Origin of the sequence: Bacillus sp. GBSW19 (assembly GCF_002998655.1) — a bacterium.
Classification (GTDB): Bacteria; Bacillota; Bacilli; order Bacillales; family Bacillaceae; genus Bacillus.
The window spans coordinates 1-14689 of the sequence record NZ_PVRF01000002.1 but is presented as its reverse complement, the minus strand read 5'-3'; the positions used below and the strand labels follow the sequence as shown (position 1 = coordinate 14689).

Below are 14689 nucleotides of genomic sequence, written 5' to 3'. Positions count from 1 at the left end.
ACACAAGGCCCATTGCCGTTCTCTTTTGCTGGATTCTGTCTTAATCTCATTGAAACAACTTACGTAATGGTAGAAAGGAGAGTACACATTGGATATAAAAACTCCACGTTCTTTTGAAACGAGTGATAAAGCTCATGCTGATCTATTCAACGAGATGTTGAAAACATTGCTTCATAACGACACTAGGATATCAGAACAATTAACTCTTCATATGGGGGATTCGAGACAACACTCTTCAGAAGTAGAAAAAAAGAAATGGAATGAGTCGCAGCTGTATAAAATTACAGGTGATGATGGAGTACATCTTCTAAATATTCCTGTCGGATCAAAAATCTTTGACTCAATTAAAGACAAAGGGACTTGTACATTTTATGCACCTAGTGGAATAGAGGATAGCCCTTCACAATTTGCCATTAGAGGGATTCAGACAGTGGGACAAAATAATGTTGGAACAGGTTTTGTGATAGATACATCAGGTAATGCATATTACTTCTACTACAATTCTAGCCATATATCTATCAATTGGACTCAGCTTCCGACAACTGCTGAAAAAGATAAATGGAACAATGGACAGCTGTATAAATTGACTCAAAACAATGGTAAGCCTATGTATAAAGGGGTAAGTGAAACCACTGACTATAATGAGATTACAGAAACAGGAATGTATCTCATTTATAATGCTGGTCTAAATGGTCCTAAAGAGATCAAAAAGGCATTTATGATAGTGATTAGTTATGGAAATACCCTATTACAAACTATTTATGATGCAGTCAACGGTCTTAATTCTTTTTATAGAATTAGGAAGATTGACTATACATGGACTGAATGGGAAAGGCAGCTTACATCTACAGATTTAAATGCCTCCTGGTATAATGTAAATCTAAATAGTAATATAAAGCAATATTTAGTCAACCCATTAAAATATTCTGTTAGACAAAATATTTTATATTTGAGAGGATCATTTGAGCAAGTTCCGGCTAATGAAACAGAAATTGCAATTTTAACGCAGAAACCTTCTTCTTTAACCGTTTTCACTTGTGCGACGGTTGGTTCATACGGATCTGCAAGGTTGTCTTTATCTAAAGATGGTATTCTAAAATTTGATGGATTAATTGCAAATGATCCGTTAAATGTAACCCGTATTGAAATTAATGAAGCAATTCCACTATGGTAGCTATAATATGGGCAAGCTACTATGACTTTTTTATGTAGTTAATTTGAATCACCGCAGACGACTACCAAGATATAACTGGAGAAATGTACAAAGCCTAATGGCTTTATTTTTTTGCCGGAAAGAAGGTGATTTCAAATGGAAGTAGATGTCGTCCAAAACTTAATGACACAAGGCCCGTTTGCCGTTCTCTTTTGCTGGATTCTGTTTTATGTTCTCAATACAACAAAAGAAAGAGAAAGTAAACTCAATGAGCAAATCGAGGCGCAAAATGATGTGTTAGCAAAGTTTAGTGAAAAGTATGACGTTGTGATCGACAAACTCGACAAAATTGAGCGGAATTTAAAATAGGAGGTAAAAATCATGAAAACATTCGACAAAGGCACTGTGATTCGCACAGTGCTTCTTTTTATTGCTCTGATCAATCAAACGCTAGTCATGTTTGGACAGACGGTGCTGCCGATTAGTGAGGAGCAAGTACAAACCGCCGGTGAGGCACTATATGTAGCAGGTTCCACCATTTTTACGATGGTTACAGCCGTTATCGCTTGGTTTAAAAACAATTATGTGACCTACAAAGGTCAATTACAAAAAGATACCCTGAAACAAAGAGGGCTAACAAAATAATAGTTGAAGGAGAAACAATATGGTCAATATCATTCAAGCCTACATTCCAAAACACAACCGCAACAGACCAGGAAATAGGATGAAGCCGCTCTATATTACGGTGCATAATACCTCTAACACTGCAAAAGGTGCAAATGCGGGAAGTCACGCTGCGTTTGTTGCACGTTCAAGTACTGGGGTCAGCTGGCATTACACTGTCGACGATCAGGTCATTTATCAGCATTTACCATTAAACGAGAACGGCTGGCACGCAGGGGATGGCAGAGGCGATGGCAATATGAAATCAATCGGAATTGAAATTTGTGAAAATACAGACGGCAACTTTGAACAAGCAGTCGAAAATGCTCAATGGCTCATTCGGAAACTGATGGGCGATTTGGGGATTCCTTTATCAAATGTAGTGCCCCATAAACATTGGAGTGGGAAAGAATGTCCAAGGAAATTGCTCGGACGATGGGATCAATTTAAAGCTGGAATAGCCACAGCTCATACCGACAGCAAAAGCACAAGAAAGCCAGTCCGAACAGAGAGCCTGAGCCACAAAGACAAAGCACCCGTGACCAAACAGAAATCGTCAAATTTGCCATCTGGCATTTTAAAAATAACCAAGCCCTTGACAAAAGGATCTCAAGTGACAGCCGTGCAAAAAGCCTTATCTTCCCTCTATTTTTACCCAGACAAAGGAGCAAAAAACAATGGGATTGATGGCTATTATGGACCGAAAACGGCGAATGCGGTCAAGCGGTTTCAGCTCATGAACGGCTTAGCGGCAGACGGGATTTACGGACCAAAGACGAAGAACAAAATGGAACAATTGCTGAAAAAGTGATCATTCATAAAGTGCTATCAGCAGGTGAAGGGATTTTTCCTTGCTGATAGCTAATAAAAAATGACATCATTTGTGATATAATCGACCGAATCTATCATAAGGTGAGAATAAAATGAAAAAGGAACTGTTCCAAGTCATCATGCTGTCAGTGCTGCTCATCTATTTCGTTTATCACGGAATGACGAGCGATTTTCCTGTGTCTTACACAATCATTCTCATCACGGCTTATGTCTCTGTGATCATGTACCGAATCATAAAGATAATAAGGTTAAGAAAAAACAAAGAACAAACACAACTGTAAGAAATATATACATAAAAAACCATCCTTGATTTCTCAAGAATGGTTTTTCGTATGGAGCGTAGGGGATTCGAACCCCTGACCCTTTCGCTGCCAGCGAAATATTCTCCCACTGAACTAACGCCCCGATGTATGACGACATAATTTATTATAATCAATCCTCCTGTAAAATTCAAGCTGTAAAACGCAAACATATCGCCTATTTATCTTTCTGATCAATCGGAATATAGTCGAAGATCTCCCCTGATTGTACAGAGTCCGCTAAGCGTCTCAGCCAGTCATAATAGGCTTTCGAGCTTTCAAGCTGTTCAAGAAGCTGCTGCGCTTCCTCTCTTACATGTTCCTCCAACTGATCATCACTAGCAACCTCTTGAAGCCGCTCTTGCGCTTCTTCAATCGCCGCTAAATTGACCTCGACCTCCCGTTCCCATTTTTGCGGAAAGAAGTTCGTGAAAAACTTAAAAAAGTCTTTTTCAGCAACAAAGCTGTGTTTTCTTCGGCCCCGGTGAAACGTCTTTTTGACAATATTCATATCTTGCAGTTTTTTCACACCCGTACTCATACTTGGCTTGCTCATTTGCAGCTCTTCACGCATTTCATCGAGCGTCATTTCCTCATTTAAATACATGGTCCCATAGAGAATACCTGCACTTCGTGTAATGCCATAGAGATCCATTGTTTCAGCTATGGAATCAATGACTAGATCTTTAGCAGCTAAAATACGATCTTCTGCTTGTGGCTGTTCCTGCTTTTTCATCTTGTCCCTGCTTTCTATTAAGAGAATTCAATACGTTCAAAAAAATCTTTATGGACTATATGTTAACGAAAGAATACAAAATGTCAAAATAAATGAAGCCTATCTCCCTTTGACAGAAAAATTTGAACATGATAAGTTAATTATGTTCAAAACGTTAAATTTTTATTTAACAAACTTACCAAAGAGAATCAGAGGAGGTTCCTTCTATGAGTCAAACACTATTTATAGATGGACAATGGGTTGGCGCCAAAAGTGGCGACACACGGGATATCATCAATCCATTTAATCAAGAAGTGATCGCGACAGTCAGCGAAGGATCAAGAAATGATGCGCAGCTAGCCATCAAAGCAGCGAGAAAAGCCTTCGATCAAGGGGACTGGGCAAATCAGCCTGGACTTGAAAGAGGAAATATGGTGTTTAAGATTGCTGAGTTGATTAGACGTGATCTTGATGAACTAGCCAAATTGGAATCGCTTGATACTGGTAAAACATTAGAGGAAAGCAAAGCAGATATGGACGATATTGCGAACGTGTTCCAATATTACGCAGGTCTGGCTGACAAAGATGGCGGGGAAATCATTGCGTCACCAATCCCGAACTCAAAAAGTGAATTAGTCAGAGAGCCAGTCGGTGTATGCGGGCAAATCACTCCTTGGAACTATCCATTGCTTCAAGCAAGCTGGAAAATCGCTCCTGCTCTTGCAGCAGGGAACACAATCGTTTTAAAACCAAGTGAAATTACACCACTCACCACGATCAAAATATTCCAACTCATGGAAGAAGCAGGAATTCCAGCAGGAGTTGCAAACCTAGTCCTTGGACCAGGGGCAACGGTTGGCGATGAGCTTGCTGTGAATGAACATGTAGATTTGATTTCATTTACAGGCGGTATTGAAACAGGCAAGAAAATCATGCAGGGAGCCAGTGGGAATGTGAAGAAAATCGCCCTTGAGCTCGGCGGGAAAAATCCGAATATTGTGTTTCAAGATGCTGATTTAGACGTAGCGGTTGACCAGGCAATGAATGCTGTGTTTTTCCATGCAGGGCAAGTATGTTCAGCAGGTTCACGTTTGCTAGTGGAAGAATCCATTCATGATGAATTTTTAGAAGAACTGGTGAAGCGTACGAAAAAAATCAAGCTAGGCAACGGCTTTGATGAAGAAACCCAAAGCGGGCCGCTCATCTCAGCTGAGCATCGAGAAAAAGTAGAGAAATACGTCAGCATTGGGTTAGATGAAGGCGCAAGATTAGAAACAGGCGGAAAAAGACCTGACGCAGAGGAGCTTTCAAATGGGTTCTTCTACTTGCCAACGATTTTCTCAGGCTGTACGTCAGAGATGCGGATTGTCCAAGAAGAAGTCTTTGGACCAGTATTGACAGTCGAATCCTTCCGAACAGAGGAAGAAGTGATCGAGCTGGCAAATGATACGATTTATGGATTAGCAGGAGCTGTGTGGTCTTCTGATATTGGAAAAGCCGAAAGAGTGGCTCGTCAATTAAGATTAGGCACAGTTTGGATCAATGATTTCCATCCTTATTTCGCTCAAGCACCTTGGGGTGGATATAAGCAGTCAGGTCTTGGACGTGAATTAGGACGCACCGGACTTGAGGAATATACGGAACTGAAGCATGTATATCGAAATACGAAACCTGAAGCGGTTCATTGGTTTAAATAAATATCACACATTTGGAGGAGATTCTATATGACATTAAATATGAAAATTGAAAGCATGCAGAAATTCCACACATTTGAAATCCCGACTGTCATCAAACATGGCATCGGTGCAGTGAAACATGTTGGGGAAGAAGTGAAAGCATACGGTGTCTCGAAGGTATTGCTTGTAACAGACCCTGGTATTTATCAAGCGGGCGTAGTAGACCCAGTGGTTGCTTCATTAAAAGAAGCACAAATCGATGTGATCCTATTTGATAAAGTAGAGCCAAACCCGCCAGTCCGTTTAGTGAATGAAGGATCTGCGTTATATGAAAAAGAAGGCTGTAATGGATTAGTCGCTGTAGGTGGCGGAAGCTCAATGGATACAGCGAAGGCAATCGGAGTAGAGGTGACTCATAAAGGCTCAGTCCTTGATTACGAAGCGGCAGAGGGAAAAAAACCGCTTGAAAACAGAATCCCACCTTTAACCACCATTCCGACCACGGCTGGTACAGGTTCAGAAGTTACGCAGTGGGCAGTAATTACGGATGAAGAAAGAGAATTTAAATTCAACACAGGTGGACCACTCATTGCAGCTCACCTCACAGTGATTGACCCAGAGCTTCATGTATCTATGCCTCCTCATGTGACAGCAATGACTGGAATTGATGCGCTTGCTCACGCTATCGAATGCTATACGATGAAATTTGCTCAGCCTATTACAGATGCGGTAGCGCTCATGGCCATTGAATATGCTGCTCATTATATCCGCCGTGCTTTTGCTGATGGTGAGGACCTAGAAGCTAGATATGGAATGGCACAAGCTGCAATGCTTGCCGGGCTTTCTTATGGAAGCGAGTCAGCTGGAGCTGCGCATGCGATGAGTCAAACACTCGGAGGTATTATTCCTGTAGCGCATGGCCAGTGTGTAGCAGCAATGATGGGACCGGTGATGGAGTATAACTGGAAAGGGTATCCGGAAAAATTCGCTCGTATTGCGCAAGCGTTCGGCATTGATACAAGCAGAATGTCTACAGAGGAAGCAGCAAAAGCTGCTGTGAACTGGATGTATGATTTAGTGGAAGATCTAGAAGTTCCTTCATTAGAAGAACAAGGTGTATCAAAAGATATGATTGACCGTTTATCTAAAGAAGCCATGAAAGATCCGCAAACAATTGGAAACCCAAGAGATCTAAATGAAAAAGCGTACAACTGGATTTATGCTCGCTGTTTTGATCTAACACCGAAAACAGTGTAACAATGAAAAAAGGCTCCCAAAAGGGAGTCTTCTTTATGTCTTATAGCTGTTCTTTAATTTCTTTGATTTGATGAATATGACGTTTTTCGTGTGCGCCGATAAAATCAAGATATTGCTTAAGGGATAACTCTTCAAACACCGGGTGCGCAATGACACGTTTGAAATCTTCCTCAGTAAACGTTGATAAAATTTGATTGAGCTGTTCACGTGCTGTATCGAGCTCATCCTTTAAATGTGTAGGTGTCACATGCTTGCGTTCAGGCTCAACAATTCTAGGCGCAGTGGCTTTTCTAGAACGGTCCTCTGCCATTTCCACCGGCTTTGGCTCATATTCCTTGATCGGTGCTTTTTTTCCCTCAGCAGCTAGATGTTTTGCTGCCATGAGGTCCATCTTCTTTAAGTGATCTGCCACCTCTTGAATACTCCAAGTATCATCAGATAATTTTTGATTCAATTGTTCTTCGTTCAAACCTTGCAGCTTTTGCCACAATTCTTGTCTTGCCTCATGTAATAAACTCATTTTCATCACCTCAAGATCAAATTTTAACATAGTGGTACATGACAATCATTCTTGAGCTATCGGGGAATTCCTGTGAAGAATTGTGAGGAAATTTGAAACCTTTACAAAAGTGGTTCGTATTACCTGTTAGAAGGAATACATTGGAGGTGAGCATGGTCTAAATGAAACAAAGGCTGTTCATTTCATGAAGAAAGGGTGAGGAAGATGGATGTGTTCGGGCTGCCGCTTGAGACGCTGTATTTATACATATTGATGATATCAGGAATCCTGACACTAGTTTTCGTCTTTTTCGGCGATGTATTTGATGGATTGTTTGAAGCGATTCCTGTTTCATTCCTTCAACCAACATTGATCCTCGCATTTCTTACCTTTTTCTCGGCTGGAGGGTTTATCTCTGAAAAAACAGCAATTGTAGGGAGTGGACTTGGCGCAGTATTATCTGCCATCCTCGCAGTGGTCCTTGTGACCTGTTTGAATGTATTTGTCTTAGTCCCGCTTTCCTCTGCTGAAGAATCTCTTTCATATACAGAGGCCGACTTAAAAGGAAGAACTGGGGAGATCATTGTATCTGTTCCAAAAGACGGGTTTGGAGAAGTGCTGTTAATTAGTAATAGCGGGAAAATCTCAAAGCCTGCCGTCAGTTTCGACGAAGAGGAGATTCCATATGGAACCCGGGTGCTGGTCGTCGAAGTGAACAAAGGCGTCTTATCAGTTATACCAAATGAAGAAATCTAGGAGGGAATGCTATGCCAGGAACAACCATTTTGATTATCATTGGAATTGTGCTTGTGATTCTTATTGCACTTATTGGTGTATTTGTTTCGAAATACCGGACAGCAGGTCCAGATGAAGCGTTAATTGTCACAGGAAGTTACCTAGGAAGTAAAAATGTCCACGTGGATGAAGGTGGAAACAAGATTAAGATTGTAAGAGGCGGAGGTACCTTTGTGCTCCCTGTTTTTCAACAAGCAGAGCCGCTCAGCTTACTATCTAGCAAGCTAGATGTTTCAACGCCTGAAGTCTATACCGAACAAGGTGTACCAGTCATGGCGGACGGAACGGCCATCATTAAAATTGGCGGATCGATTGAAGAAATTGCTACTGCTGCAGAGCAATTTTTAGGTAAAACAAAAGAAGACCGCGAAAACGAAGCGAGAGAAGTACTAGAAGGACACCTTCGCTCCATCTTAGGATCAATGACAGTCGAAGAGATTTATAAAAACAGAGAAAAATTTTCTCAAGAAGTACAGCGTGTCGCTTCTCAAGATTTAGCGAAAATGGGCCTCGTCATTGTGTCGTTCACGATCAAAGATGTCCGTGATAAAAATGGCTATTTAGAATCACTAGGTAAACCGAGAATTGCCCAAGTGAAACGCGATGCAGATATTGCAACAGCTGAAGCGGATAAGGAAACACGTATCAAACGTGCCGAAGCAGATAAAGATGCGAAGAAATCTGAGCTTGAGCGTGCTACTGAAATCGCTGAAGCAGAAAAGGTCAATGAGCTGAAAAGAGCAGAATTCAGACGTGAACAGGATACAGCGAAAGCAAGTGCCGACCAAGCGTACGATCTTGAAACAGCTCGTAACCGTCAGCACGTAACTGAACAAGAAATGCAAGTGAAAATCATTGAACGTCAGAAGCAAATTGAATTGGAAGAAAAAGAGATCCAGCGTCGTGAGCGTCAATACGATTCTGAAGTGAAAAAGAAAGCAGATGCGGATCGTTATGCTGTTGAGCAGTCAGCTGCGGCGGAAAAAGCGAAACGCCTCGCTGAAGCAGATGCCAAGAAATACAGCATTGAAGCAATGGCAAAGGCAGAAGCTGAGAAAGTCCGAATTGACGGGCTTGCCAAAGCGGAAGCTGATCGTGCGAAAGGGGAAACCGAAGCAGAAGTCATTAGACTGAAAGGACTTGCGGAAGCCGAAGCCAAAGAGAAAATCGCTGAAGCATTCGAACAGTATGGTCAGGCAGCGATCCTTGATATGATTGTGAAAATGCTTCCTGAATATGCGAAGCAAGTATCTGCACCACTTTCTAACATTGATAAAATTACTGTTGTGGATACGGGAGGTAACGGCGAAGGCAGCGGTGCCAATAAAGTCACTGGCTATGCTACAAACCTCATGTCCAGTCTGCAAGAAAGCCTGAAAGCATCCTCTGGAATTGATGTCAAAGAAATTATTGAGAACTTTTCCGGCAAAGGCAATGTGAAGCAAAGCATTCAGGAACTAACGAATGAAATCAAACAACCAAGAAAAAAAGAGATCGCTGATACTCAAATAGAAGAATAAAATCAATAGACACCTTCCATCAGAAGGTGTCTATTTGGCATTTGCCCAGTATGGATTCCTCTTTACATATGAAGAAAGATTCACGAGAATACCAGCAGATATCATCATGAACACTAGGGAGGAGCCGCCATAACTAATAAAGGGAAGCGGAATGCCTGTGATTGGAAGAAGACCAAAGACAGCGCCTAAATTAAAGACTACTTGGAGCATGATTTGAAACGTGAGCCCGATCGTTAACAGCTTTCCAAAAGGGTCGTGTAAAGCCTGCACAATTCGCATAGCGCGATACATGATGAGTAGATATGCACCAATCACAAACAAAATCCCCATGATTCCCAGCTCTTCACTGATGATGGCCATGATAAAATCCGTATGGGCTTCAGGAAGAAAGCCTAGCTTTTGAATGCTCCCGCCTAAGCCATTCCCTGTCAGCCCGCCTGAATTCATTGCGAGATACGAATGAATCAGCTGATATCCATCTCCATCTTCATACTGAAAAGGATCACGAAAAGAAGTCAGCCGCTTCAAACGATAAGGAGCTGTCACTGCAAAAAATGTGATACCTGCTGCCGCAGTCGATCCTAGCAAAATGAGATGGTGCGTTTTCAGCCCAGCGCATAATAAAATGATGCCGCAGCTTAATAAAATAGACACAGCTGTGCCTAAATCAGGCTGCTTTAAGATCAACAAAAAAACAAGACCTAAAAGAATGAGTGGCGGCAGTACGCCTTTTTTAAAAGATGTAATGTACGCCTGTTTTTTCGCGTACACATAGGCAAAATAGATCACCATCACTAGTTTCACAGCTTCAGAAGGTTGGAGCATGAGAGAGCCCAACTGAACCCAGCGCTGGGAATTGTTTTTGACAACACCGATTCCAGGAAGGAGGACTAGGATCAGGCATAACAATGACAGCATAACAAGCCACCGAATCCATTTACGATAAATCTGATAAGGGAACAGAGCGGCAATGAAGAAAAAGAATCCCCCAATCAGGAGCCATTGCCATTGTTTGATGAAGAAATAGCTGCCCTTTTCATACTTCACTTCTCCTAAAGGATAACTCGCACTGTAAACCATCAGTAAACCAAATAAACAGAGGAACACAATCGTTCCAACAAGAATGCGGTCGACTCTTTTGAGATGAGATAGAAGAAATGTCATCATCTTCAATTCCAATTGTGCCCAAACATATAGGATGATGACCTAAGATTGACGCTAAACACGAGGCCAATGGCGATCATGTTGGTCAAAAGCGCACTGCCCCCATAGCTGATAAAAGGAAGCGCGAGTCCCGTCACAGGCATTAAACCGACTGTCATCCCTACGTTTTGGAAAACTTGAAACACGATCAGCCCAACGACTCCCGCACATATGTACAATCCATAAAGCGTATTAGCATGCATAGCCACATGAATGATTCGGTAAATCATCATTAAGTACAAACACATCAAAAGGGAGGCGCCGATAAAACCAAACTCCTCACCAATAACGGCAAATATAAAATCCGTATGCGCTTCAGGGATATTACCTCCTTGTACTTGATGCCCCTGTGTAAAACCGCTTCCTGATAATTGACCTGATCCAATGCCGAGCATCGATTGTTTCAGCTGATACCCGTATGTTGAATCAAATTCATCAGGAGAGAGCCAGCCATAAATGCGATCAAGCTGATGAGGCTTAATGATTTTTGTAAAATGCTCAAAGTGCTCATTGTGCAAGTAGACCAAAAATGCAAGAAGTGTAAGAAAAGTAGCCATTAATGCGGCCATCATCTTGCTAGAAATCCCTGACACAAGCATCAGTGTAAAGGCGATGGATAATATCACGAGCGCTGTCCCTAAATCAGGCTGAATTAAGATGAGGAAAAAAGGGACAACGGTCAAGCAAACGACTTTACTTGTAGGAATGATGCTTTCTTTAAACGAAAATCGCTGATGCTTGTATTGGTTCAAGACAGCCGCTAGCAGCAGGATCACAAAAATTTTCATGAACTCTGATGGCTGAACTTTGATTGAACCGAAGCTGATCCACCTTTGGGATCCGTTTTGACTCGTTCCGAAAAAATGCACAAGAATAATGAGGAAAATACCACCTGCAAATAACCGAAAAGATAAACGCTCAAGCAGTTCATAATCAAAGTATGCAGCAGCTGCCATGAGGCCGAAACCGACGATATACCAGAAAATTTGTCTTTTGACGAAATAAAACATATCTTGCGTTTCATACTGTCCCGATCCGCTATATACAGCTATCAGGCTGATGACAAATAAACAAATCACAGTGAATAAAAGTACGAAGTCAATGCTGTACTGTTTTTTCATAGCTTCTTGTCCTGCTACCTATTTGTCAGCTGGTCTATGACAATTTTCACAGCCGCAGCATCATCAATATAGCCGATCGGAAAAATATAATCTGGTATTAAGTCAACAGGCATAATGAAATAAAGGAGTGCGCCCCCCATCACCATTAATTCTCGAGAAGTCCCCCGTCCGGTCATAAATAAGCTGTACATGTTTTTCAAATGTTGAAGGAATGGTCCGACGCCGCTTAGCGTCTCCATCTTTTTCTCAAAATTTGCCGAGATCGTTTCTTTTCCCTCGTTTGTTTGGCTATAGGCTTCGTATTCGTTTAACTTTTGTTTCAATTTGGTCTGACTAAATGTACCGTCGTAGACGTCCTGATCTTTCAGTATTTTTTCGATCTCTTCTACCGCTTGAATGAACGTATCACCGTGCACCTTTTCGCTTTTGACTGGAAACCCTGCAGCAGTCAATAGTTGATCTAATGATATGTTCAGAGAATCTGAAAGCCGCTGCAGGTGATTCAAAGTTGGTTTTCTTTTTCCATTCATGATTCGAGACAGTGTCGCTTTATCAATTCCTGTGTATGTGCTGAGATCTCTTAAAGATAGAGAACGTTGTTGCAATCTTTCCTTTAAGAGCGGCCCAAGCTCAGTTGTCTTAAAATCCATCTTTTACGCCATCCTTTGTATGATGTTTCAACTCTTCTATAGAAGAAGTCGTACCCAATATAAAGGTGTGTTGACAAAATGTCAACGAATATCCTTTATTGATTGAATTTTAGGAAATAGGAATTTATCATAATGAAGATAGGGTGAAAACAGTGAGAAGGAGTGGCGCGGATGAAGGTGAGGCATGCTGTACAAAAAGATATTCCTAAAATTGCCGAAATACATGTGAAGAGCTGGCAGACGACTTATCAAGGCATTATTAATCAGGATTATTTGGATGGTTTAAATATAGAAGATCGAGAAGAGAGCTGGAGAAGAAGGTCACTTGAAGGGACGTTTGTCGCAGAAGATGCCGAGGGGGTATTTGGTTTTGCTTCTTTTGGAAAACAACGTGATGAGCGCTATTCAACATATGATGGAGAACTTTACGCGATCTATTTATTGCAAGAGAAACAGAAATCAGGAGCAGGTATCGCTTTAATTGCAGAAGGAGTGAGTTATTTAATAGAGAAAGGGTATCAGAATATAATGCTGTGGGTATTTGAACAAAATTCGGCAAAGCATTTTTATCAAAAGCTTCAACCTCATTTTGTCGTTACCAGCCAGTTCGAGCTGGCTGGCGAGGAACATAATGAAATAGGGTATGGGTGGGAACTGTCTGTATTACATGATCATGTACACCGAATTAAATCGTCAGCTTCCAATAATAATGAGAGAAAAAAGTGAAAAGCACAGCTAGCAAAATATAAGAGATAAAAGGAGAAGCTTCTACTTTTCCTTTTATTCCTGCTATCTTTAAAGCTTCATAGAAACCTGCCAAAAAATAAGCAAGACTGAGAATATAACAGCACAGCATAATGGAGTAAGGGTTCATTGGCGTACCTCCAGCATGAAATCTTCTACTATTAATAGATTCCATAGAGCGGCAATTTATGCATAAAAAAATAACCAGCTGAAATCAGCCAGTTATTTTTTGTGAGGAAAAACCAAACGAGATGCACTTGGTATGAGTATGCAAAGAACGATACTGCAAATAATAAATGAAGGAACCATATATGTGCTGTTATAAATTAAAGAGTAAACCCAACCTGGAGTTCCTGTTGGTGCATAATGAGAAAAGAAAACAACACCAGAGATAAAGAACGTCAACAGTCTAAAGAAACTTGCAACAAATACGGATAAGGTAATATAGAAGAATTGCTGCTTTCGCTTTTGATCCTGAATGGCTTTTTTGATCAATCCAGAAAATAGACCGCTTAGGGAAATGACAACAGATGCGACGAAATAATCGAGAAATCCTTGAACAGGTGTAGCGATAATAGGGCCATTCATCAGCTGAAGGCCTGCAATAAGCACACCAATGATAAACCCGGTTGATATTCCCCATCTAATAGACATAAGAATGACGGGTATCATTATCAGCGCAAGAGATCCGCCATTTGGCATTCTTAAAAATAGACCTGATAAGTAATCTAATACAAGTGCAAGTGAAGTCATAATTGCGATTTCCATCAGTCGTACCAATTGATTTGATTGCTGCATAAAAAAATCTCCTTTTTCATGAATTGAGCAAGGAGAGACCGTGTAAGGATGAGTATGTTATTCATAGAAAAACATATCGAGTTGAATACACCACATGTATTCAATTGAATCCACATTCCTACTTCAGTATTAACTGACAGGTTCAAAGGGTCAGAACAACGAGTGTTCACTCTCAGCACAAAGCTCCCCCTGCGGTTATTTAGTTTTCTTCTATTATAAATATACTAAAGACCTTCAGGATCAACAATAGAGAATTCCTGTGGCAATCAATTTTTGTATGATTATATAGGAAGAGATAAGGAAAAATAAATTATTTAGAAAAAATACTTGTTTCCTCTCTCGAAAGGTGTTATATTTGTATTCGCCGCTAAAACAGCGCGGTTATTAAATAACATAAAGAAAAAAGTTGTTGACTTTATCTTGATAGAATGTTATATTAATAAAGTCGCCTCTGAGAGACGATGAAGATGATCTTTGAAAACTAAACAAGACAAAACGTACCTGTTAATTCGAGTTTTTATAAAAAAATCCTATGATACATCATAGGTAGTCAGTCAAACTGGCGAGGCAGGAAATGATCACATGCTAAGTTCGCTACATCGTGTAGCAACGCATGTGTGATATGCATCCTGCATACCTCGGAGAGTTTGATCCTGGCTCAGGACGAACGCTGGCGGCGTGCCTAATACATGCAAGTCGAGCGGACAGAAGGGAGCTTGCTCCCGGATGTTAGCGGCGGACGGGTGAGTAACACGTGGGTAACCT

Annotated in this window: 16 protein-coding genes, 1 tRNA gene, 1 rRNA gene and 1 riboswitch; of the genes, 11 read left to right on the top strand and 7 right to left on the bottom strand. The window is 41.1% G+C overall.

Going from position 1 to position 14689, the window contains the following annotated elements:
- Positions 1-88: 88 nt before the first annotated feature.
- The 5 genes from C6344_RS09830 (at position 89) to C6344_RS09810 (ending at position 2928) form a co-directional block, all read left to right on the top strand.
- The gene (locus C6344_RS09830) at positions 89-1174 is read left to right on the top strand and encodes a pyocin knob domain-containing protein (protein ID WP_066030498.1); all 1086 of its coding nucleotides are present in this window, start codon (positions 89-91) and stop codon (positions 1172-1174) included.
- Between the two features lie 135 nt (positions 1175-1309).
- The gene (locus tag C6344_RS09825; protein WP_066030499.1) at positions 1310-1522 is read left to right on the top strand and encodes a BhlA/UviB family holin-like peptide; all 213 of its coding nucleotides are present in this window, start codon (positions 1310-1312) and stop codon (positions 1520-1522) included.
- 12 nt (positions 1523-1534) lie between these two features.
- Positions 1535-1798, top strand: coding sequence for a phage holin (locus C6344_RS09820; RefSeq protein WP_034659731.1), 264 nt, complete (start codon positions 1535-1537; stop codon positions 1796-1798).
- 19 nt (positions 1799-1817) lie between these two features.
- Positions 1818-2627, top strand: a complete 810-nt coding sequence (locus tag C6344_RS09815; RefSeq protein ID WP_060597133.1) for a peptidoglycan recognition protein family protein — start codon at positions 1818-1820, stop codon at positions 2625-2627.
- Between the two features lie 112 nt (positions 2628-2739).
- Positions 2740-2928 carry a hypothetical protein gene (locus C6344_RS09810; RefSeq protein ID WP_060597132.1) on the top strand — a complete coding sequence of 63 codons (189 nt, stop codon included), beginning with the start codon at positions 2740-2742 and terminating at the stop codon, positions 2926-2928.
- Between the two features lie 52 nt (positions 2929-2980).
- On the opposite strand, the gene C6344_RS09805 is transcribed toward C6344_RS09810, so the two are convergent.
- Together C6344_RS09805 and gbsR are read right to left on the bottom strand one after the other, a co-directional pair.
- Positions 2981-3052: transfer RNA gene (locus C6344_RS09805), tRNA-Ala, on the bottom strand.
- 72 nt (positions 3053-3124) lie between these two features.
- Positions 3125-3682, bottom strand: coding sequence for a transcriptional regulator GbsR (gene gbsR, locus C6344_RS09800; protein ID WP_034659712.1), 558 nt, complete (start codon positions 3680-3682; stop codon positions 3125-3127).
- A 206-nt stretch (positions 3683-3888) separates the two neighbouring features.
- Here gbsR and betB point away from each other — a divergent pair, with 206 nt between their 5' ends.
- Positions 3889-5358 carry a betaine-aldehyde dehydrogenase gene (gene betB, locus C6344_RS09795; RefSeq protein WP_060597130.1) on the top strand — a complete coding sequence of 490 codons (1470 nt, stop codon included), beginning with the start codon at positions 3889-3891 and terminating at the stop codon, positions 5356-5358.
- A 27-nt stretch (positions 5359-5385) separates the two neighbouring features.
- Positions 5386-6594, top strand: a complete 1209-nt coding sequence (gbsB, locus tag C6344_RS09790; RefSeq protein WP_034659709.1) for a choline dehydrogenase — start codon at positions 5386-5388, stop codon at positions 6592-6594.
- 40 nt (positions 6595-6634) lie between these two features.
- Here gbsB and C6344_RS09785 read toward each other — a convergent pair whose 3' ends face one another.
- The gene (locus tag C6344_RS09785) at positions 6635-7114 is read right to left on the bottom strand and encodes a DinB family protein (RefSeq protein WP_060597213.1); all 480 of its coding nucleotides are present in this window, start codon (positions 7112-7114) and stop codon (positions 6635-6637) included.
- Positions 7115-7318: 204 nt separating this feature from the next.
- On the opposite strand from C6344_RS09785, the gene C6344_RS09780 reads away from it, so the two are divergent.
- Positions 7319-7849 (top strand): NfeD family membrane protein, encoded by a 531-nt coding sequence (locus tag C6344_RS09780; RefSeq protein WP_060597128.1) that lies wholly within the window; start codon positions 7319-7321, stop codon positions 7847-7849.
- 11 nt (positions 7850-7860) lie between these two features.
- On the top strand, positions 7861-9408 hold the full coding sequence (gene floT, locus C6344_RS09775) for a flotillin lipid rafts scaffold protein FloT (protein WP_106036566.1): 1548 nt from the start codon (positions 7861-7863) through the stop codon (positions 9406-9408).
- A 30-nt stretch (positions 9409-9438) separates the two neighbouring features.
- Here floT and ftsW read toward each other — a convergent pair whose 3' ends face one another.
- From ftsW to C6344_RS09760, 3 genes are read right to left on the bottom strand one after another with little or no spacing between them, the layout of a single operon-like run.
- Positions 9439-10572 (bottom strand): putative lipid II flippase FtsW, encoded by a 1134-nt coding sequence (gene ftsW, locus C6344_RS09770; RefSeq protein WP_106073043.1) that lies wholly within the window; start codon positions 10570-10572, stop codon positions 9439-9441.
- 5 nt (positions 10573-10577) lie between these two features.
- On the bottom strand, positions 10578-11732 hold the full coding sequence (rodA, locus tag C6344_RS09765) for a rod shape-determining protein RodA (RefSeq protein ID WP_106072912.1): 1155 nt from the start codon (positions 11730-11732) through the stop codon (positions 10578-10580).
- A gap of 14 nt (positions 11733-11746) precedes the next feature.
- Positions 11747-12382, bottom strand: coding sequence for a helix-turn-helix domain-containing protein (locus C6344_RS09760; RefSeq protein WP_066030505.1), 636 nt, complete (start codon positions 12380-12382; stop codon positions 11747-11749).
- 171 nt (positions 12383-12553) lie between these two features.
- Here C6344_RS09760 and C6344_RS09755 point away from each other — a divergent pair, with 171 nt between their 5' ends.
- Entirely contained in the window at positions 12554-13108 is a 555-nt protein-coding gene (locus C6344_RS09755; RefSeq protein ID WP_066030506.1) for a GNAT family N-acetyltransferase, read from the top strand.
- A 240-nt stretch (positions 13109-13348) separates the two neighbouring features.
- Here C6344_RS09755 and thiT read toward each other — a convergent pair whose 3' ends face one another.
- A complete protein-coding gene (thiT, locus tag C6344_RS09745; protein WP_106039159.1) occupies positions 13349-13924 on the bottom strand; it encodes an energy-coupled thiamine transporter ThiT in 576 nt (191 codons plus the stop codon).
- 98 nt (positions 13925-14022) lie between these two features.
- Positions 14023-14124, bottom strand: a riboswitch (TPP riboswitch).
- A gap of 435 nt (positions 14125-14559) precedes the next feature.
- Between thiT and C6344_RS09740 the strand changes: the two genes are divergently transcribed.
- Positions 14560-14689, top strand: a 16S ribosomal RNA gene (locus C6344_RS09740); the annotation flags it as partial.